At 62.6% G+C, this 20,791-nt stretch carries 18 protein-coding genes; 9 read left to right on the top strand and 9 right to left on the bottom strand.

Going from position 1 to position 20,791, the window contains the following annotated elements; all coding sequences use genetic code 11:
• Positions 1–12: 12 nt before the first annotated feature.
• The 5 genes from ACQP1G_RS12985 (at position 13) to ACQP1G_RS12965 (ending at position 8,605) form a co-directional block, all read left to right on the top strand.
• Positions 13–1,452: an aspartate ammonia-lyase gene (locus tag ACQP1G_RS12985; protein ID WP_433202839.1), complete on the top strand. Its 1,440-nt coding sequence runs from the start codon at positions 13–15 to the stop codon at positions 1,450–1,452.
• A gap of 363 nt (positions 1,453–1,815) precedes the next feature.
• Positions 1,816–3,480: a fatty acyl-AMP ligase gene (locus ACQP1G_RS12980; RefSeq protein WP_433202836.1), complete on the top strand. Its 1,665-nt coding sequence runs from the start codon at positions 1,816–1,818 to the stop codon at positions 3,478–3,480.
• A 29-nt stretch (positions 3,481–3,509) separates the two neighbouring features.
• Entirely contained in the window at positions 3,510–3,776 is a 267-nt protein-coding gene (locus ACQP1G_RS12975; protein ID WP_433202833.1) for an acyl carrier protein, read from the top strand.
• Positions 3,773–7,975: a type I polyketide synthase gene (locus ACQP1G_RS12970; protein WP_433202830.1), complete on the top strand. Its 4,203-nt coding sequence runs from the start codon at positions 3,773–3,775 to the stop codon at positions 7,973–7,975. Before ACQP1G_RS12975 ends, ACQP1G_RS12970 begins: the two co-directional genes overlap by 4 nt.
• A gap of 144 nt (positions 7,976–8,119) precedes the next feature.
• Entirely contained in the window at positions 8,120–8,605 is a 486-nt protein-coding gene (locus ACQP1G_RS12965; RefSeq protein ID WP_433202827.1) for a YbhB/YbcL family Raf kinase inhibitor-like protein, read from the top strand.
• Between the two features lie 103 nt (positions 8,606–8,708).
• On the opposite strand, the gene ACQP1G_RS12960 is transcribed toward ACQP1G_RS12965, so the two are convergent.
• Positions 8,709–9,485 (bottom strand): NAD(P)H-dependent oxidoreductase, encoded by a 777-nt coding sequence (locus tag ACQP1G_RS12960; protein ID WP_433202824.1) that lies wholly within the window; start codon positions 9,483–9,485, stop codon positions 8,709–8,711.
• A 617-nt stretch (positions 9,486–10,102) separates the two neighbouring features.
• Here ACQP1G_RS12960 and ACQP1G_RS12955 point away from each other — a divergent pair.
• Positions 10,103–10,345 carry a hypothetical protein gene (locus ACQP1G_RS12955; RefSeq protein WP_433202821.1) on the top strand — a complete coding sequence of 81 codons (243 nt, stop codon included), beginning with the start codon at positions 10,103–10,105 and terminating at the stop codon, positions 10,343–10,345.
• A gap of 51 nt (positions 10,346–10,396) precedes the next feature.
• Here the strand turns inward: ACQP1G_RS12955 and ACQP1G_RS12950 are convergent, their stop codons facing one another.
• Both ACQP1G_RS12950 and ACQP1G_RS12945 read right to left on the bottom strand, forming a co-directional pair.
• The gene (locus ACQP1G_RS12950) at positions 10,397–11,797 is read right to left on the bottom strand and encodes a hypothetical protein (RefSeq protein WP_433202818.1); all 1,401 of its coding nucleotides are present in this window, start codon (positions 11,795–11,797) and stop codon (positions 10,397–10,399) included.
• Positions 11,798–12,052: 255 nt separating this feature from the next.
• Positions 12,053–13,216 (bottom strand): IS110 family transposase, encoded by a 1,164-nt coding sequence (locus ACQP1G_RS12945; protein WP_433202815.1) that lies wholly within the window; start codon positions 13,214–13,216, stop codon positions 12,053–12,055.
• A 544-nt stretch (positions 13,217–13,760) separates the two neighbouring features.
• Here ACQP1G_RS12945 and ACQP1G_RS12940 point away from each other — a divergent pair.
• Complete coding sequence (locus tag ACQP1G_RS12940) at positions 13,761–14,306, top strand: DUF4365 domain-containing protein (RefSeq protein ID WP_433202812.1); 546 nt, start codon at positions 13,761–13,763, stop codon at positions 14,304–14,306.
• Entirely contained in the window at positions 14,303–15,895 is a 1,593-nt protein-coding gene (locus tag ACQP1G_RS12935; protein WP_433202809.1) for a hypothetical protein, read from the top strand. Before ACQP1G_RS12940 ends, ACQP1G_RS12935 begins: the two co-directional genes overlap by 4 nt.
• Before the next feature lie 227 nt (positions 15,896–16,122).
• Here ACQP1G_RS12935 and ACQP1G_RS12930 read toward each other — a convergent pair whose 3' ends face one another.
• The 6 genes from ACQP1G_RS12930 to ACQP1G_RS12905 form a co-directional block, all read right to left on the bottom strand.
• Positions 16,123–16,674 (bottom strand): C39 family peptidase, encoded by a 552-nt coding sequence (locus ACQP1G_RS12930; RefSeq protein WP_433202802.1) that lies wholly within the window; start codon positions 16,672–16,674, stop codon positions 16,123–16,125.
• Between the two features lie 67 nt (positions 16,675–16,741).
• A complete protein-coding gene (locus tag ACQP1G_RS12925) occupies positions 16,742–17,743 on the bottom strand; it encodes a D-alanine--D-alanine ligase family protein (RefSeq protein ID WP_433202799.1) in 1,002 nt (333 codons plus the stop codon).
• 172 nt (positions 17,744–17,915) lie between these two features.
• Positions 17,916–18,218, bottom strand: coding sequence for a hypothetical protein (locus ACQP1G_RS12920; protein WP_433202796.1), 303 nt, complete (start codon positions 18,216–18,218; stop codon positions 17,916–17,918).
• A gap of 37 nt (positions 18,219–18,255) precedes the next feature.
• Positions 18,256–18,507 carry a hypothetical protein gene (locus ACQP1G_RS12915; protein WP_433202793.1) on the bottom strand — a complete coding sequence of 84 codons (252 nt, stop codon included), beginning with the start codon at positions 18,505–18,507 and terminating at the stop codon, positions 18,256–18,258.
• A gap of 3 nt (positions 18,508–18,510) precedes the next feature.
• Positions 18,511–18,819 (bottom strand): hypothetical protein, encoded by a 309-nt coding sequence (locus ACQP1G_RS12910; RefSeq protein WP_433202790.1) that lies wholly within the window; start codon positions 18,817–18,819, stop codon positions 18,511–18,513.
• Positions 18,820–18,964: 145 nt separating this feature from the next.
• Positions 18,965–19,321 carry a hypothetical protein gene (locus tag ACQP1G_RS12905; RefSeq protein WP_433202787.1) on the bottom strand — a complete coding sequence of 119 codons (357 nt, stop codon included), beginning with the start codon at positions 19,319–19,321 and terminating at the stop codon, positions 18,965–18,967.
• Positions 19,322–19,523: 202 nt separating this feature from the next.
• Between ACQP1G_RS12905 and ACQP1G_RS12900 the strand changes: the two genes are divergently transcribed.
• Positions 19,524–20,789: a helix-turn-helix domain-containing protein gene (locus ACQP1G_RS12900; RefSeq protein WP_433202783.1), complete on the top strand. Its 1,266-nt coding sequence runs from the start codon at positions 19,524–19,526 to the stop codon at positions 20,787–20,789.
• Positions 20,790–20,791 lie beyond the last annotated feature (2 nt).

Below are 20,791 nucleotides of genomic sequence, written 5' to 3'. Positions count from 1 at the left end.
CCGGAGCTACCGATGATCGAAAGCACCCGCACCGAACGCGATTCCCTCGGCACCCGGGCGGTACCGCGCGAGGCCTACTGGGGTGTCCACACCGCCCGCGCGCTGGACAATTTCGCCATTACCGGCGACCGCATCGGCAACTACCCGGCCCTGATCAACGCGCTCGCCGCGGTCAAACAGGCCGCCTGCCGCGCCAATCGGGACCTCGGCCTGCTCGACACGCGCCGCGCCGACGTCATCGACACCGCCTGCGCGCAGATCCGCGGCGGCGCACTGCACGATCAATTCCCCATCGATCCCGTCCAAGGCGGGGCCGGGACCTCGACGAATATGAACGCCAACGAAGTCATCGCCAACCGCGCGCTGGAACTGCTCGGCCACGACCGCGGCGCCTACACCGAACTCGACCCGCTCGACCATGTGAACCTCGGCCAGTCCACCAACGACGTCTACCCGACCGCGGTGAAACTCGCCGTCGTGCACCACATCCACGACCTCATCGCGGCGCTGGGCCGATTGGCGGCCGAATTCGACGGCAAGGCAATCGAATTCGCCGACGTCATCAAGATGGGTCGCACCCAGCTCCAGGACGCGGTACCCATGACGCTCGGTCAGGAGTTCGGCACCTACGCGATCATGGTGCGCGAGGACTGCGCTCGCCTCGGCGAAGGCACCGCACTGCTGCGCGAATGCAACCTCGGTGGCACCGCGATCGGCACCGGGATCAACGGCCACCCCGACTATCCCGCGCTGGCCTGCACCCATCTCGGGGAGCTCACCGGTATTCCGGTGACACCGGCCGCCGACCTCATCGAGGCCACCCAGGACTGCGGCGCCTTCGTGCAGATCTCCGGAATCGTGAAACGCGTCGCGGTCAAGCTGTCCAAGATCTGCAACGACCTGCGGCTCATGTCCTCGGGACCGACGACCGGATTCGGAGAAATCACCCTGCCACCGGTACAAGCCGGATCGTCGATCATGCCCGGCAAGGTCAACCCGGTCATCCCGGAGGTCGTCAACCAGGTCGCGTTCGAGGCCGTCGGCAACGATATGACCGTCACCATGGCCGCCGAGGCGGGGCAACTCCAGCTCAACGCCTTCGAACCGATCATCGCCTACAGCATGCTCCGCACCACCGCACATCTGACCGCCGCCGTCGACACCCTGGCGACCAGATGCATCGCGGGCATCACACCACACCGCGAACATCTGGAACAGGGCGTCCGGCACTCGATCGGCATCGTCACCGCCCTCACCCCGCATATCGGTTACGCAGCCAGCGCCCGAATCGCCGAACAGGCATTGCACACCGGCCGCACCGTCGAGGAGATCGCCACCGAACTCGGCCCACTCCCCGCCGACACCGTGAAAGCCCTGCTGGCCCCGCACCGGCTGGCCGGACTCGCCGATCCGACAACCGAAGATGCTGCGGCGCAACAGTTGTCGCGGTAAGGCCGATTTCGCGCGAGGGCGGGGCATCACCGGCACGATCGCCCGACGCAGCGATCAGACCGCCGCACAGACAGTGCCGGTGGTCGCCCACCAGTATTCGATCCGACCGCCTACCGGCGCCGCAATATGGTCGAACGCTGCTTCAACCGGTCTTCTCATCACGAGCGGGCATGCCAGGGACCTAGCAGGTGTGCTTTCCCGCGTGCCACGCGTCCCGACCGGACGAGCGAATACACCCAGGGGTACGGACGGGGCACCCTCGGGTTTGCTGGGTGATACCTGAGGGCCCTATTTCCTGCGGGGCGGAGCGGTGACAGTCATATGTAGTCCCGATGACGTCTCTCCCCCGGAGGAAAACACAGTATGCAGCCGAGTTACGTCCACCACGTCCGGCGGCAAGTATCCGAATACGGGGACACGAGGTCCTACACCTATCTGCGTGAGAGCGGTCGCGAACTCGTCGAGGAGATCGTCAGCTATCGCGAACTCGATCGCGACGCCAGGGCCGTGGCCGCTTGGTTGGCGCACCGTCCGGAATCGACGCAGCCGGTTCTGCTGCTCTACCTCGATGGCATGGAGTTCCTGCGCGCATTTCTCGGCTGCCTGTATGCGGGTGTGGTGGCGGTACCCGCACCGGTGCCGCACGACGAGAGCAGCGCCGAGCGGGTGGCGGCCGTAATCGCAGATTCCGGTGCACGGCTGGTGCTCACCACCACCGGCGTCCAGCCACTGGTCACGGCGGCCACGGATGCGGTCGTCATCGCCACCGACGGTCCACTCGGTGACCCGGATGCGTGGCGGATGCCCGATATCGACTCGGGGACGATTGCCTTCCTGCAGTACACCTCGGGCTCCACCGGTATCCCGAAGGGCGTCGTCGTCACGCACGGCAATCTCATGCACAACGAGGCCGCCATCCTCGCGATCGGGTTCAACGACGCCGCGACCGGTGTCAGCTGGATCCCGCAATTCCACGATATGGGCCTGATCGGCTCGCTGCTCGGATCCATTTACGGCGGAGGAAATTTGGTGTTCATGTCTCCGACGACCTTCCTCAAGCGCCCGGTGCGCTGGCTGCAGGCTATCGACAAGTACCGCGCGACCTTCACCGCGGCACCGAATTTCGCCTACGACCTGATCGCGCGGCGAGTGACCGACGAGCAGCTGGCCGAGCTCGATGTGTCCACTCTCGAAGTCGCATTGTGTGGTGCCGAACCGGTTCGCGAACAGACAATGCTGGCGGTGAACGAGCGGTTCGCACCCGCGGGCTGGCGACCGACGGCGTTCCTGCCCTCCTACGGTCTTGCCGAGGTGACGCTGCTCGCGAGCAGCACAGCGATCGACGCGGCGCCCGCCATCCTGGATGCCGGTCGCGACAGCCGACTCGTCAGCTGCGGACGCGCGGCCCGCGGACTCGACATCCGCATCGTCGACCCGCACACGCGGCAGCAGGTGCCCGACGGCGCCGACGGCGAGATCTGGATTCGCGGCGACAGCGTCGCCGCTGGTTACTGGAATCGGCCCGAGGAGACGCGCGAGACCTTCGACGCCCACCTCGGCACCGAGGGGCCGTTCCTGCGCACCGGTGATCTCGGCCTGCTGCACGACAGCGAATTGTTCGTCGCGGGCCGCCTCAAGGATCTGCTGATCATCAACGGCCGCAACGTCTATCCCCAGGACATCGAGGAACTGGTGCGCGGGCTGCATCCGGCACTCGACAACACCGGCGTCGCGGTATCCGTCGACGCCGGGGGCCGGGAACGACTGGTCGTGCTGCAGGGCGTCAAGAAGGCACTGCAGGGTGCGGCCACGCTCGCCGAGCTGACCTCGGCGATCAAGCTCGCGGTCGCCCGCGGATTCGACATACCCGCGCCGAATGTCGTTCTCGTGGCACCCCGATCGGTGCATCGCACCACCAGCGGCAAGGTCCAGCGCAGCTCGATGCGGACGGCGTTTCTCGAGCACCGCGTCGAGGGTGTCCTGCACGAAGATCTCGAACCGGCACTGAGCCGATCATTGACCGTCTGACCGACCTGTACCCAGCCGAGGAGTCCACTATGTTCAGCACAGCTGCGACCCACCCGACGTCGATCCAGGGTTGGCTCGTGCACCGCGTCGCCGACTACACCGATCGTGGTCCGCACCAAGTGGATCCGACGATGCCGCTCGCGGAGCTCGGCATGGACTCGGTGTCGGCGGTGAACCTGTGCGGTGAGATCGAGGATCGGTGGTCACTCGACGTCGACCCGACCCTGATCTTCGACTACCCCACCATCGCCGCTATCGCCGCCCACCTCGCCGCCGAATTCGCCCCCGCCACATGACCGATATCGCCATTGTCGGCATCGACTGCCGATTTCCCCAGGCACCGGATCCAACCGCACTGTGGCAGTTGCTGCTCGAAGGACGAGACGCGATTTCGGAGGTGCCCGCCAACCGCTGGCACGCCGACGACTTCCACGACCCCGCCGGCGCGCCGGGCACCATCAATACCCGCAGCGGCGGATTCATCGATGACGCGGATGCGTTCGACCACGAATTCTTCGGTATCGCACCTCGGGAGGCCGAGGCGATGGATCCGCAACAGCGCCTCCTGCTGCAGGCCACCTGGCGCGCCTTCGAGGATGCCACCCTCGATCCGCGAGCCCAGTCCGGTTCGCGCACCGGAGTTTTCGTCGGTGTGATGGCCAATGAGTGGGCGAACCTGCAGATGAGCGACTACAGCGCCATCACGCCACAGCACGGTTCGGGCAATGGGTATTTCATGACCGCGAACCGGCTGTCCTATCAGCTCGATCTGCGCGGCCCGAGTATCGCGGTCGATACCGCCTGTTCGTCATCGCTGGTCGCGATCCATCTCGCCTGCGGCGCACTCGCTTCCGGCGAATGCGATCAAGCGGTCGCCGGTGGCGTGAACCTCGTTCTCACCCCGGCCGTCGGCGTGTTCTATACCCAGGCGGGCCTGTCCGCGCCGGATGCCCGGTGTAAACCGTTCAGCGGCAACGCCGATGGGATCGTGCGCGGTGAAGGCGTCGCCGTGCTCGTTCTGCGACGGTTGGCCGATGCAGTGGCCGCGGGACTGCCGGTCTACGCGGTGATCAAGGGCAGTGCGGTCAACTCCGACGGCCGCAGCAATGGCATCACCGCGCCGAACCGGTGGGCGCAGCAGCAAGTGATCACGGAGGCGTATCAGCGGGCCGGGGTGCGGCCCGCGGACGTGGACTTCATCGAAGCGCACGGCACCGGAACGATTCTCGGCGATATGATCGAGGTCAAGGCGCTCGGCGCATTGCATGCGACGAACCGCGCCGAACCCTGCGGCATCGGTTCCATCAAAGGCAATCTCGGCCATACCGAGGGCTCGGCTGGCGTGGCCGGGCTCATCAAGGTCGCACTCGGTCTGCACCACGGTGTCGTCGCACCGACGAGATTCGCCGACCAGGAAAACCCGCAGCTACGTATGCAACAGCATGGGCTGCGCCTGATCGCGGAGCCGATGCCGCTGCGCGGTCCGGCGCTCGGCGGAGTCAGCAGTTTCGGAATCGGCGGCACGAATGCCCATATCGTGCTGGCGAGCGCACCCGCGAGCGCCGCTGCGGCGGCGTCCGGCGGTGGTGGTGTGCTCACGCTATCGTCGAATGACCAGGAAGGGTTGCGGCGCAATGCACTTCGGCTCGCCAGCGCTTTGGAGACGGTACCGGAGGATCGGTTCGCGCAGCTGTGCTGGACCAGCAACCAGATCAAGGCTTCCGGGCGCACTCGACTCGCGATCGTCGCGAACGATCGTGCCGACGCTATCGCACGCCTGCGGGGCGAGCTGGAAGTCGGTGTGGCACAAGCGGTCAGCAGCGGTTGGATGTTCACCGGTCAGGGCTCGCAATTCGCCGGAATGGCCAGGGCATTGGATGCGGCGGACCCATCGTTCGGGCGCGCCCTGTGGGCAGTCGACGACTGCATGATCGAATACCTGGACCGATCGGTGCGCGACCTCCTGCTCGATGAGAGCATCGACATCGACAGCACCGAACTCGCGCAACCCGCCATCTTCGCGATGGAATACGCACTCGCCCGGTCACTCGCCGACGCGGGCGTCCGGCCCGCATGGCTGATCGGGCACAGCATCGGCGAATACGCGGCCGCCGCGGTCGCGGGGGTTTTCGACCTCGACGACGCGTGTCGGCTGGTGGTCGCGCGCGGTCGGCTGATGCGGCAGTTGCCAACGGGCGGTGCGATGCTCGCGGTACACGCGGCCGAGGACCGGGTCGCCGATCTGCTCGCCGAGGAACCCATGGTCGCGGTCGCCGCCGTCAATGGTGCGGCAGACCTCGTGCTGTCCGGTCCGGCCGCGGCGATCGAGCGAATCCGGGTGGCGCTCGATGGGCGCGCGGTGATCACTAAGGCGCTCAACGTCTCCCACGCATTTCACAGCGCGCAGATGGAACCGATGCTGGCCGAGTTCGAGTCCGTCGCCCGCGAATGTGTCTACCGTGCACCGAATATTCCCATCTATTCGACCGTGCGTGGACGCCTGCTCGATGCGTCCGAGCCGATGGACGCCGCCTACTGGACCGAACATATTTGTGCCACCGTCCGATTCGCCGACGCCATGACGGCCGCACTTGACACCGAACCCAGCCATATCATCGAGATCGGCCCGCGGCGGGTACTGGCGGCCCTGGTCGGACGGTTGCGACCCGATATCGCGGCGCGGTGCCTCGTGCCGAGCCCGGGGCCCAGCGCGACCGGCACCGAGCTCGCGCACACCCTTGCCGCGCTGTACCGCGACGGATTCGCTCCCGATTGGGATCGGCTCTACGCACCGGCCCAGCGATTCCGTCGCCGCCTACCAACCTACGAGTTCTCGACCGAACACCGCTTCTGGGTCGAACCACGTACCTGCACAACCACTTCCACAACTCCCGAGGCAACCACCATGGACCAGTTGATCGCACTCTTCCGCGAGCAGGCCGCCATATTGGCAAGTGTCGCAACGGCACCCGCCGAGATCCCGACGGTGACCGCCCAACCGGCGGTCAGCGCGGATAAGGTCGCTGACCTGGTGCGCGCGGAAGTGGCGCGGGTGAGCGGGTTCCCGGCGGCCCTGCTGCGCGACGACCGGACCATCAGTGACGGCCTCGGACTCGACTCCATCATGCTCACCGATCTCTTCGGCGGGCTCGTCCGCAAACTGCCCGGACTGACCATCGATCCGGCCTGGTTCACGGCGACAACGACGCTGGCTGACCTGATCACCTACGTCGCGGGTCAGGTCATCGATCCGCCCGCTCCCGAACCCGCGCGGGCGGCGGTCGCACCCGAGTACCGGATCGGCGACTTCGCCGAGGTGCGCGCGATCGAAGACCGGATCGCGGGGGCCGGAGCGCTCGGCCTGTCCAACCCGTACTTCCTGATCAACGATGGCGTCACCAGGGATACGTCGGTGATCGGCGGTACCGAGGTGCTGAACTTCTCCAGCTACAACTACCTGGGCATGTCCGGTCACCCGGCGGTCGTCGCGGCCGTCCAGGACGCCGTCGCGCGCTACGGCAGCTCATGTTCGGCCAGCCGCGTGCTCTCCGGTGAGAAGCCGGTGCACCGCGAACTGGAAGCCGAACTCGCCGCACTGCTCGGCACCGAGGATGCGATCGCGCTCGTCGGCGGGCACTCCACGAATGTCACGATCATCGGGCATCTCGTCGGGCCGGAGGATCTGGTGATCCACGACAGCCTGGCGCACGACAGCATCCTGCAGGGCTGCAAACTGTCGGGGGCGACCCGTCGTCCGTTCCCGCACAACGACCACGCGGCACTCGACCAGCTGCTCACCGAAATCCGGCACCAGTACCGCCGGGTACTGATCCTCGTCGAAGGCATCTACAGCCAGGACGGCGACATCCCCGACCTGCCCGCCATCATCGAGATCAAGCGGAAACACCAGGCGCTGTTGATGATCGATGAAGCACACAGCATCGGCGTACTCGGCGCGCACGGCGGCGGGATCGGCGAGCACTTCGATGTCGATCGCGGCGACGTCGAATTGTGGTCGGGCACGATGTCCAAGGCGCTGGCCGGATGCGGTGGCTACGTGGCGGGCAGCGCCGAACTGATCCGCTTCCTGAAATACACCACGCCGGGATTCGTCTACAGCGTCGGCATGACGCCGATGAATGCGGCCGCGTCCTTGGCGGCCATGCGTCAGATGCGGGCCGACCGGGAACCGCTCGATCGACTGCGGCGCAACGCGCGGCTGTTCCTGCGGCTGGCCCGCGACGCCGGTATCAACACCGGTGACAGCCAGGACACCCCCATCATCCCGTGCATCGTCGGCGACTCGCTGAAGACGCTGAAACTGTCCAACGCGCTGCTGAACCGCGGTATCAACGTCAACCCGATCCTGTACCCCGCCGTCCCGGATGACCTCGCGCGCCTGCGGTTCTTCGTCACCGCATGCCACACCGAAGACCAGATTCGCGAGACGGTCAAGATCCTCGCCGAGGAGCTGGCCCTGCTCGCGGCACACTGACCTTCTCGACGACGGATCGCCGAACGCGGCGGTTTAGCAGGTCGCTCAGTGGTAACTCGCACAATGACCCTGCTCGGCGAGCGCGCAACCGCCGCGCTCCGATTTCCCGCGGGCAACCCGAGCACAATCGACGGGAGGAAAACGATGCCGAATCCTGGCAGTCACGTGCAACGGACTCCGGTGCGGGCCGAGGTGCGCAGTACCGCATTCAGCGATCACACGACGATTCCGGACCGCTATTCATACGACGGCGGAAATGTATCCCCGCCACTGGAGTGGCACGGCATTCCCGACGGCGCCGTGGAGTTGGTCCTACTGTGCGAGGACCTGGACGCTCCGGGCGGCGCGTTCACGCACTGGGTCCTGACCGGTATCGCACCGACCACGACCGGTGTCGGTGCGGGGGCGTCACCACCCAAGGCTGTCGCAGGTCGCAATGACTTCGGCGAAATCGGCTGGAGCGGTCCGCGACCGCCGGTCGGCGACGGTCCGCACCGGTACTTCTTCCGCCTCTACGCGCTCGACCGATCGCTCGGGTTCACCGAGGAAACCAGCGCCGACGTGGTCCGCTCGGATATCACCGAACACGTTCTCGCCAGCGGCACCGTCGTCGGGCTATTCGCCCGCTGACCCGCCCACGACCCCTGGGCGCCGGGAGCAGCCCGGCACCGGCCATCGACACCTGTGCGTTCGGCACCGCGGTGCTGGCCCATCTGCCAGCGGAGTAGCTGAGTCAAGCGCGCACGTGTAACCCGAAACCCGTGCTGCCCTTGGCTTCCAGACCTGCGCGCAGGCGCAGGGCGGGCAGTTCGTAGTCGCCGCCGTTCTGGGTGCGGAATGCGATCGGATCGGTCTGCTCGATCGACAGCAAGCGCTGCTCCCATGCCTTGGCGACATCGGTGAAGTCCTCGGGCGATACCCGATCCGCGCCGTACGTCGCGAATGGCGGCAGCACGTCCATGCCGGGGTAGTAGAGGATGCCGTGGTGGATCGGGAACAGCAGATCGTCGATGGGGCCGTTGATGCCGCGGTCGGTGTAATGCGGTTCGCGGCCGCCGATCGTCACCGACAGCATGGCCCGTTTGCCCACGAGCGTGCCCTCGCCGTAGCGGTCGCCATAGCGGGTCTCGTTGTGTTCGCCGACGCCGTAGGCGAAGTTGTAGGTGAACACTCGATCGACCCAGCCCTTGAGGATCGCGGGCATCGCGTACCACCACAGCGGGAATTGGAAGATCACCGTATCGGCCCAGCGCAGCTTTTCCTGCTCGGCAGCGATATCGGCGGTGAGCGTGCCGGTGTCGTATGCGCGACCGGAGTCTGCGACGACCTGCAGCGGCCCGCTCGTCTCGCCGAAGTCGTCGGCGTCGACCGTCGGCTTCCATCGCATCGCGTACAGATCGCTGACCTGAACCTCGTGCCCGGCTTCTCGCAGAGTGGTCACCGCGATGTCCTTGAGGGCGCCGTTGAGCGACCGCGGTTCGGGATGGGCGTGGACGATGAGTGTGCGCATTGCTGCTCCTTCGGATCGAATATGTTCGATCGTCGGACTTCGCGCGGCCGCTGTTCAGGGACGCTTCTTCCGTCGGACGGGACTTCCTGGTATCGGCAGGACCACCCTCGCCCAGCGAAGCCGTGGCAATACTGGAGGGATGGACGATCTCTCCGACTTCCTGCGCACCCGGCGGTCCCGGGTGGATCCGGCGTCCGCGGGCATTGCCACCGATTCACGCCATCGAGTGGCGGGATTGCGCCGTGAGGAGGTCGCGCATCTGTCCGGGGTGAGATGTTCGTTACACACTCCTATTTGCCCGCTCGCGGGAGGAAGACGATGATGTGACCTTCTTGCTCTAGCAGCCTCTGATGGCTCGGTTAGGCAGTGGCGGAACCGCTGCCGGTCCGCAGACCCGGGACAGGCGCGGATGGATGTCCCCAGAACGGTCTTCGACCACATCGTGACCAAGTAGGTATGGGCATCCCGAAATGCCGACGAGCGGATGGCTGGTTGCGGTCCTCAACACCCTGCGTGCACCCTCCAAGTGCTCATAGGCGGGGCTCAAACGGTCGTGACCGCACGTCGGATGGCTGCCATGAGAGCGGGCCCAGTTCATCTGCCTAGCATCGGGTTCAATGCAGACCTACATGCTCACGGCCTTCCGGCCGCCGAGGGTTTGCGCGTCGGTCGGCGAGACATATCGCACCCCGCGGCTGGCATCTTCCTTCTGTCCGAAGCTGGCGGCGATTCCCTTCGGCCAGACGCGCATCGCCCCGCCGGCCAGCCGAGAACGCAACCGACTGGCCAATGAATTCGGCCAGTGCAGCTTCCTGGCAGACCGCAGCCATGGAACTAGGCGGGATGTTTTGAGACACTGATTCTACGATGCACTGAAGCGCTGCCGTTTTTAGCCCGGATTACTCAACAACTCAGTCTGGATTCTGACCCGACGGGTGAGAATTTTCACTCTGCCTAGTTCCCTTCGTTCGTCCGCGCACCTTCCTCTGAGGGATTTTCCGCTGAATAGCATCGCCCTTCCAATCTCCATACTTCAAATAGAAGGCAAATAGTGGATCTTCGATATATGCAACCTCCTCGCGATAGCTAAAGATGGGATCCGCGTTTCCCTTATTTCGATCCGCTTCAGCGGACATGCCGGTGAGAGCAGCGACGATGCGCTGCTTTACAATGGTTTCCACAGTTAGCTCATGAACAGACTTTCGAATATCAGCGAACTTAATAACCGAGGGTGGAATTATCCGAGCCATCGCAATCAGGACAATGCCATAAATATCCGTTCGATCTCCCCGGCTGAGCGCAATCGGCTTCCTCGGCTCGCCTTTCGTATTCTTACCGGAGAGGACCGCACGAAACGCAAAAGGCTCCGACTCGGTGGCTGCATCTCGAACGATTGCGTCAAACTTTCTGGGAATCTCTACTTGCTGCGGTGTCGCGGCCGTTTCGCACACCCCCAGACCTCGGGATAGAATTTCATAACAAAGCTCCTGCATTACATGTGGGGACCCGAAGCTACAACGGGCAATCCGCCTTGCAAGCATGTCGCCTGCATCGACGAGATTGAGTTCACGGAACCCGCGTTGAGCAATCGACATAAGCTCACGTTCAGTCCACTCCGGAATTTTGAAATGAACCAGCCGACCGCCAATGTCCCCAACGGTCTTTGCCGGATCGAATGAATGCGATGGTATCGCAACAAGGACGACAAACGTATTTCTGAGAAGCGGCTTTATAGAACGAGCAATTTCAACTCGAACATCGCTCGGAATGTGATGGAAGTCGTCGATTATAATCGGACGACGGGATACAGATAATGCCTTCTCAACCGACTCGGCCGGGACACCCGAGTAAGACCACGTATCCGATCTACCCGTTTTAGATCCGTCGGTGGAATCCATTGAGGCCATGGCAATCGGACGCCAACCGGCCTCAAATTTAACTCCCTCAGATTGCGACTTATCCGATGAAACTTGACTAGTAAACTTGTCGCTAACGAAGAGTTGCTGAGCAAGGGTAAGCCAAAAATCGTCGATCGAGTTAATTCGAGTGCCTTGAAGCCAGCATGAATTCCCCTCCGGCAACACGCGCTCGACAAGGGAGGTTTTTCCGGACTTGCTAACTCCGGACAGCATGACACCGCCACTGCGACGTCGAGCCTTATTTCTCAGCTGGTCGTCGAACGTACCCGCTTCCGGGTCTTGTCCAAATCGTGGAGTGTATGTCGCTTCTGGCGTCTTGCCAGTCGAAAATACATCCTCGAGCAAGCGAACGACCATCATATCGATATCGTCTGACGCATCCGGATTACTCACGTGAGCCATCCTAGTCTCTGCACTGAGTCGTTAGATGCAATACCGTGGTGCGGAATTCTATCCGTAGCGGGCGTGAGCAGCACCCATGATAGGCGCAGCGATCGGGAATTTTGCTCACATCCGCGCGCCTACGCCGGGCTCACAACCACGGAGCGGCCCCATGGCTCGCACGCCATGGCCCTGGTTCTATGCGAGCTCCGATCGAACGAGCCCAAGTTCGAGCCACATCGAACGCGCCATAATGGCTCCCCTATGTCAAGACGTGGTGGGGAGTTCGTCGTTAGGCTGGGTGGTGGTAGGTCCGGGCTGTGGCTTGTCCGAAGGATCGGTGTACGGGGTCGGGCCGGTCGCGCTGGAGTCAGTAGTCGTTCCCGAGTGCCCTCCCGGGCTTGCCGCTTCACGTTTGCGCTGGTCGGCGAGCATCCGGTTGTAGACGACGTTCGACAGGCGCCGTTTGAGGGCCCGCACCGCTTCCATCGAGGTTTTACCAGCGGCTTTCTTGCCGTCGTAGTAGACGCGTCCGGCGGTCGGGTTGCGGAGTTGGACGATGGCCATGGTGTGCAGGACGTGGTTGATTTTGCGGTTCCCGGCGCGCGAGAGCCGGTGCCGCTGTTGTTCACCAGAGGAGGCGTCCAGCGGGGCGGTGCCGTTCCAGGAGGCGAACCGGTCTCGGGTAGTGAACCGGTGGATGTCATCGGTGTCGGCGAGCAATCGTGCAGCGCCGCAAGGGCCGATGCCGTGCAGGTCCATCAGGGTGGACCCGCGGTCCAGGACCAGTTGCCGCAGCTCTTTGTCCGCGGCCCTGGTTTTGCGGTCGATGGTCTCGAGGTCCTCGATCAACTCCACTACCAGGCGCAGCCGGACTTTGGCTGCCGGATCCCTCGGCTCGATTGTCTCGACCAGGGCTCGGGCCTGGCGCGAGGACAGGAATCTCTTGGCCCCGCCGGGCACCAACTCCAGTAGCAGCCGGTGGATCCGGTTGAGGGTCTCGGTGCGAGCACGACCGAGTTCGTCGCGACGATCGACCAGCAAACCCAACGCGACCAGCTCCGGATCGGCCTGCACCCGACGCAGATTCGGTGATCGCAGCGCCGCCAGCGCGACCGAGTGGGCGTCGACGGGGTCTGTTTTGCGGCCGTTGCCGGTAGCGAACACCCGCACCTGCGCCGACAGCTTCGCCGGCACGTCGATCACTGTCTCGCCATCATGGACCAGCCGATGCGCCACGTGCCGGCCGATACCGTTGCAGCCCTCGATTGCCCATACTCGATCTGGGAAACGCTGTGCTGCGGTCAGCATTTCACCGTAACCGACAGCGTCGGTACTGTATCGGCCAGCAGCCAGGATCTTGGTTTGGTGGTCGATGATTTCGATGGTGGCCGAGCGTTTGTGCGGGTCCATTCCGATGATGACCGTCACCAGTGTCCTTCCTCGATTACGAACGAACAGGTGTCCGTGCGGGAAGGCACCGCTACTTCGAGCTTGGGCAAACCCCTTTTCAGCCACGCCCCGCACGGCACCCGGTGGGACGCAAGCCATTAGTGAGCCACACCAAACGAGACCGGGGGCAGCCGCTTAGGGAACCTCCCACCGGGTACCTGGACCCGATCCTGGCCGGGATCGAGCCCTACCGCCAGTATTAAGTAGCCGCTGACCGCGCAAGCTGTTCCGGGCCTTGGGAATGTAGAGCCGTCCCTGCTCGCCGGGGTGAGATTTTAATTACACACTCCCTGAGCTTGACCGGGCTCGGGGTTGGGTGTTGGCGACTCGGCGGGCCAAGCCATGTGGGCTTCCAGTGCGGTCGTGGCGTGGGACAGATGGAAAGCTCACCATAGTGGGGTGCGATCGGCGTAGCTGCTGTCGGACTGCTCCCGAGACGTCTCCACCGTTGCGACCGTATGGTATGAAACGCCCTCGACTATCAATGCGGTCTGTCGTCACACCGGTGGCCTAGCCTCACTGGGTGACGCTCAGTGGTAATCGTCCGACCTCGCCGCTGCGCGGTTCGCCGTCCAGAGTTACTGCACACATGGAGAAATACCAGGAGTCCTGCTTCCGCGCAATCGCTGCAGCGGCCGGATGCAACGTCTCCCCCTGGGCGTTCGACGAGGGGATTGATCTCCACGTAACCCACCGTGCCGAAGAGCATATACAAGCCGACAAAACAGCTCGACTAGATGTTCAGCTCAAGGCAACGTCAACTCCGCTCTCCAGGGGCGGAGAATACGCAACGGCATCGCTGACCCGTCGCAGGTATAACGAGCTAGTCATCGAAAATGTGACATACCCTAAGCTGGTGGTCATTATGCAGTTGCCGGAACTCCAAGAAAGATGGATAGAGCGATTTTCGGAAGGTCTGCTGTTGCGCCATCTCTACTGGGTCAACCTTGCAGGCTTGCCACCAACTACAGCTAAGACCAAGACCGTCAGGGCGCGAACCGCGAATCGTCTCGACGACGTGGCACTCTGCAAGATCATGGAGAAAATCGGCAAAGGAGTTCGCCCATGAGTACACGAGACGACTTGTCATCGGCCGATTTTGATTCGAATATTATCGAGTCTTTGCTTTTAGAATTCAATTGGCATAAGACTGTCGACATGCCAGGATTATACCAAGTATGGAGGAATGAATCGCGGACCACCCAGGAGATAATACTTCCGTTAGATCCGAATAAGGGCGACTACAGGAGCTTACTCCGCCGAGCGTTTCAAATACTTCTGACCGAGCATGGTTCGGATGTCGAGCGTACTGCGAATCTATTTTCTATTCGGCAAAAGTCCGATGGCAACTCATCGCATGAAAGCCTCGGCACTGACCCAACATCGCAGCTTCGAGAATGGGCACATAAGCTCGCTGACTTCCAAGCAGCGGTCGACAGGATCAGCGCACCTAATGTCATAGAATTTTGCGAGAAGGCTCTCGGCGAATTCCAGGCACTAACGCATAATTCGGCCGCCACTCTGCGTGCGCCAGCAAGTCTCCTTATTCTTGGCATCGCGCATACAATAATTGAGTTGGTCGGGAGAACTGCAACCAGAGAAACCCTCACACAGGCGGATGCGCTCACAACAATCACCTCATCGGTGGCGGCAGCCCTGGCTGACGCTGACACTTGGCTCACCGACGGTCCGCCGTCATCTGAAGAGGCTGAACGGCGGAAGCAAGCGGTCATTGATACCGCAGCGGAGGCCCAAAAGGCAGTCGCGATAAGACTCGCTGAGGAGGATACACCTTCTACAACTCACGGCGCGCTGCTTGGATACCAGGATCCTAATGTTGATGCGAAAATAATATTCACTCAGGTATGTTCGTTCACCGAAGACGAACACACACGTTATTCTACGGCCTATGAGCGACTGAAGCGCCGAATAGACCGCGACCTCCTACGTTATATCTTCGAGCAAATAGATCTACTTCTCAACGCCGCAGCTGAGATATTGCACCAGTTAGACAAGCATGGGATACCAGGAGGTGATAGTGCGGTAGACGATCTCGGACGCCGGCTTCGATACGCGGTTATCGCCATGACTAGCGCATTTCAAATCCACCAAGACCAAACCTATTGGCTCGTGAGAGATAAATTCGGCAAAGCCTCTAAAGAAGAAGAAGAATTACGCGCGCTTTTCAATGGACTTTACTCGGGATGCTTTGGCTATAGGTGGCTAATTGAATTGAGACATACGATGTTGCACATCAACATGGAGGCTGCCGCACTTAAGCTGACTATCAAAATGAATGATGAGCCTTCTGTCGAGATTAACATGGATCGTGAATGGATGAAGGAATCATCCGGAGTTATGGGTAAAGCATACAAACGCAACGAACTTTTGGCCCTGAAAGACGATCCCAGCATAATAGCAATGGCTAGGGAAGCTTATGTCGAACTCTCCGCGATCCAGGATGATATCGACAATATTCTCTATCCCGAAACTACCGATGACGCAGCGATCGTTTCTGAACTGGTTGCAAGATTTGATGGCCGCGAAGGCATGTACGCCCTTCAGCTCGGCCCCGGATTTAGTCGTTCAACTAGAATTCCGCCTTACAGACAGTTATCACCAGTGGTGCTCTCTTACGCTGAGCGCTACAGCGCCTAACCTATGAGGCGGTCATGTCTTGTGCGGGCTTAAAGGAGTGTAGAGTGCCCGGAACTCAGCGGGGTGACATGTTGGTTACGCACTCCGTAAGTACTCGCCTTTGGTAGTGAGCGACGGCGGGCGGCGTAGGCGGGAATCTGCGCAGGGGTATGTGCGGGTTTGTCAGGTCGGCAGTGACGTGGCGGGCCTTGTGGGTGTGGTTGGCTCGGGCTGCGGTAGGTCCAGGATCAGGCCGGTTGCAGCATGATCGCGCGCCCGGTCCAACTCGCCCAGAATCGTCGCGCCGGAACCTCCGAATGCTCGGCACCCCATCGCGACGGGTCGGCGAATCCCGCGACGGTGTCACCGTCGCGGTTTGCCTCGCCGGCAAACACGATCAGGTGCCCGCCCTTGCGTCCGTCTTCAGGCAGTCGCCATGTGCACGAGATGATGCTGGGTACGCCATCCGCGGCCATCCCCTGAAGCGTGGAACGGTCGACCGCTTCAGCAGTACCGGCAAGGCCGTGCCGTGCGGCCAGCGCGACCAGTCCGGCGTGTGTCCAGCCCACTCCGGTGGCATATGCGTTGGTGTCCAACCCCTCTCGGAGTAGTTCACGCTGTGGTGGCACCGGCAGGCCATGGAACCGGAGCAGCATTCGCAGGCACGCAATGCCGCAACACCGATCACCCCATATCTGTGGGCCACCATCGGGCCATAGGAAACCGGGGGCATCGGTTTCGTCGTCGGTGAAGTGTTGCGGGAACCGGTGGACATCCAGCGGAAGGCGGTGCAATCTCACTCCGTTCGATCCGGGGTAGCCAGCTCAATGTAGGACAGCACCGCCTTGAGGGAAGCGAGGGGCCGCGTTACTGCTCGACAATCGATCGGACCACCCACGGAGGACGAACCCCGTTCTCGATCGCATCTGCGAGCAGCATCAGGATCAGCTGCCGGTATCCGATTCCGACCGCGCGTGCCGCAACCGGCAGATTGCTGTGCCGCTGCACACCCGGAGTCGTGTTCACCTCTAACGCGTATGCCACACCAGCCGTATCGACCATGTAGTCGATCCGTATCGCGCCTCGGCACTCCAGGAATCCGTATACCGCCAGCGCACCGAAGGACATCGCGTCGAGGGTGGTCAACGCCAGATCATCGGGAACCTGATAGGTAACCGCTGGGCCATCGCCGCCGCCGAGCTTGGTTTCCTCGTCGTAGTAATCGCGTTCGGTGAGGACTTCCAACGGCGGCAACGCTTTCGGCCCGGTCCGGGTGCCGAGCACCGCAACCGTCATCGCACGACCGACTACGAACTCCTCGAGGAAGAACCGGCGAAATCCGCGCTCACGGAATCGGTTCGCCGCGTTGGCGACTTCGGCCAGGGTCTCGACTCGTTGCAACCCGACGCTGGAGCCGCCGTCGACCGCTTTGAGCATTGCGGGCATCGGGAATGCCGGGATCGCGGATTCTGTGATCAGCCCGGAGTCGCGCGGTGTCGGGATGCCGACGTAGTTGAACACCGCCTTCGAGGCCAGCTTGTCCGCACCGATACCGCCCGCGAGAACACCCGACGACGTGTAGGGCACGTGCAGGTAGTCCAACAGACCTTGAAGACGGCCGTCCTCACCCCAGGGGCCGTGGACGTTCACGTATGCGACGTCGAACGTACGGACTCGCTCAACGAAATCGGCGGCGGTCGGGTCGAGGTGTTCGGCGTCGATACCGGACTCGGTGAGGGTTTCCATGATCGCAGTCAGCGACCATTTCTCGTGCGGTGTGTTGCGAATGTAGACGCGGTCCTCTTCTGAGACCGGCCCGTACAGGACTGCGACGCGCACGCCCTTCAGATTCGCGGGGACTTTGATCATGTCCGGCTCCTTCGGGATGACTGAGGGTGATCTCTGGAACACAGGTCCAAGGCGCGCCGGTTAGAGAGCAACTCGCGGCTGATCGTGGACGAGACAGTCGAATACGTTGTGTAGGTGGATGATTCGGCCAAGTGGGTGCCCGCAGTCCTGGGACCACGCTCTTCGGATGCGATCACCGTTCCCCGCCGGATCGCGGCACAACCCCAGCCGGAGTCACCAGATCGCACGCCAATGCGATCGCCTTCGCGTGTCCGCCGAAGTGGGCAAGGTCGGGGGTTAAGATGGCGGAAGCTCCTGCCTTGCATACGGTTTCGACTACCAGTGCCGTCGGCATGTAGGTGTCGGTACAGATGGTGAGCAGTCCGGCTAGCTCGTAGCCTTGGCGCTGCGCCAGATGTCTGATTACCTGCTCGTACCGTTGCCGATCCGATCCGGTGATTTCGAGCAGCAGCAGACCGATTGCCTTGGGTTGCATGGGTTTTCCTTCGCTCGCGGTCCCGGTTCCTACCCGGTCACGGCGTTTCGGTGTCGACGACGCTGATGGGCGTGATCGTGGGGGCGTCGGCTTTGTCCAGGTCCGCGTCCGAGTCGGATATCCACCCGTCCTCGTCAACCCGCATCATCGAGCCGTCCGCGCGCTGAAATATCGGACGGCTATCCACGGGGGCACGGTCGAGTTTCTTGTGCGTGTTCTCATGGAAGGCAGCGAGCAGCGCCCGCACCGATGGAGCGATATCCGTTCGTGTGGAATGCAATTCGGTCATCTGCTAGCCGTCGACGCCCGGCGACGGGAGATCCGCCGTATTGAGTAAGGCGGCCCAGTAGTCCTCGCGTACCGCGTCCCACAGGTCGCCATGCTCGGAAAGCAGCTCGCGGGCGTCGACCAAATCCGGGTATGCGTCGAATACGATCGTGCCGGGCTGCGCGTCGGGCAGCTTGGTCAGCGATGGCAGGCGGTAGGCGGTGAATGCCTCGGTGGTGAGCTGCACGCGCAGTATGCGGGCGGCGCGGTTGACGAGCTGCCACACCGCGACCTTCCCTGGTATCGCGGTGGTGTGCAACATATTTCGGTTCACCGCGCCCCCTCGGGCCGTTCAGCATCCGTCCACTCGTGGGTGTTCAGGGCTTCGAGGTAACGCTTCATCAGTTCGGTCGGAACATCGCAGTAGACCGAGCATTGCGGCCCGACGAATGCGGACCGTCTCGGCAGTTCGCTGACGCTCATCGGACGGCCCTCGCATCGGCCACGATCTGCCCGGAATCAGCCAGTGTCCAGAACGCGGCGTATTTCGCCAGGCAGATGTCGGTGCGGCAATCGCGGTGCCGCCGCATCTCGGCGTGCGCTTGTTCCGGCGTGTACGGCTCGGGCGGTGCGCGATGCGACGGCTCGAGCTCCCATGAATCGGTTCTCAGGGTGCCCTCGGCGGTGACGCGATCGAGGATATCGACGCTCGACACCGCGCCGTCCGGAATGGTGTCGTCGCGGTCGATCAGATAGGGCAGCCAGTATCCGATGCCGCACCAGAGGGCAAGTATCGCGGCGGCCGTGACGATCAGGGCGATTGTTCCTACAGGCATGGGTGGCATCCCTCAGTGCGTGTTCCAATGTTGGTGGGCACCCAACACCGGGTGACACGAACCCCATTCGGTTGTCGAAGGGGGGCGTGTAGCTCGGCATCGGCTGCTACCCAAAAGATTCGGTGGGACCGCGGGTGTTGCACTAGCGTTGCAGCGTTGGCGATATAGCAACGCTGGTAGAGGGCTCATGAGAAGGTGGGTCATGGAGCAATGGCGTCCGTTCGGCGACGAATTGCGCAAACTTCGTGGCCATGAGTCGCTGCGAAGTCTTGCTCGCCGGATCGGCTACAACGCGGGGGACCTGTCGCGGTTCGAACGAGGAATTCGCAAGCCGCCAGCGGATATCGTCCGGCTGCTCGACCGAGAACTGTCCGCATCCGGGCGTCTGATCGAGATCGCCGCAGTGGCGATGTTCGATCTCGACAACGGACGAGTCGACGGGCACGATGAGTCGGGTCGTGACTATCCCTACGAGAACGGAGAAGGCGAGTTCATGCCGATCTCCAGGCGCAGTTTCATCGCGGCGGTCGGCATGGAAGCGGCAATCGGCACGAGTTCCAACTCGCGAATCGCGTTGAACCGCAACTCCTCAGTCGATTACCTTGACCACTTTCGTCAACTCAAACGCGTCCTCGTCGACCAGGACAGCCTGCTCGGGCCGACCACCGTGATCCCGATCGTGCAACAACAGATCCAGGTCATCGGCCAGTTGCGCAGATTGAACGGCACGGACACCACCGGGTTGCTCGAGATGCAAACCAGCTACGCCGAATTCGCGGGCTGGCTTCACCAGGACTCGGGGGACTTCACTGCCGCCGAGTATTGGACAGACCGGGCATTCCAGTGGTCCATGGCATCCGGCGACGAGACTATGTCCTCCTACATCCTCAACCGGAAAGCACACCTGTCCGGCGACGAAGGCGATGGCAGCGAAACGGTCGCGCTCGCAGCCGCCGCGATACGCACAGCCCCCGGCGATACGCCGATCGAGGCCCTCGCCAATATGCGTGCCGCGCATGGTCACGCGCTGCTCGGCGACCATAAGGCGACAGAAAACGCCTACAACATAGCGTTGGAATCTGTCGACAGCCGCGACATGGACCCGGACCTCCCTTGGGCTGGATGGTTCGATCACTCCTACATCAACGTCCACCGGGCGCGAAGCCTGTCGGCATTGGGCGACTACCACACTGCGGCAGAGCAATTCACGCATGTGCTCGACACGCTGCCTCCTCATTACGCTAGAGACAGGTCCGTGTATCTGGTGCGCGCGGCGATAGCACACGTAGGCAATGACGACGTCGAACAAGCCGCGAGCCTGGGTATGGAAGCGATCTCCGCCGGAAGTGGCTCGGGCTCGGGACGACTTGCGAAGGAACTGGAACTGCTGGATCGGGCGTTCACTCCATGGCAGAGCCAGGCCGCCGTTGTCGAGTTTCGGGACGCCCGTCGAGAACTCCTGGTCTAACT

Source organism: Nocardia sp. CA-107356 (assembly GCF_050946365.1).
In the GTDB taxonomy this organism is placed as follows: domain Bacteria; phylum Actinomycetota; class Actinomycetes; order Mycobacteriales; family Mycobacteriaceae; genus Nocardia.
This window is presented reverse-complemented; position numbering and strand designations above follow the sequence as displayed.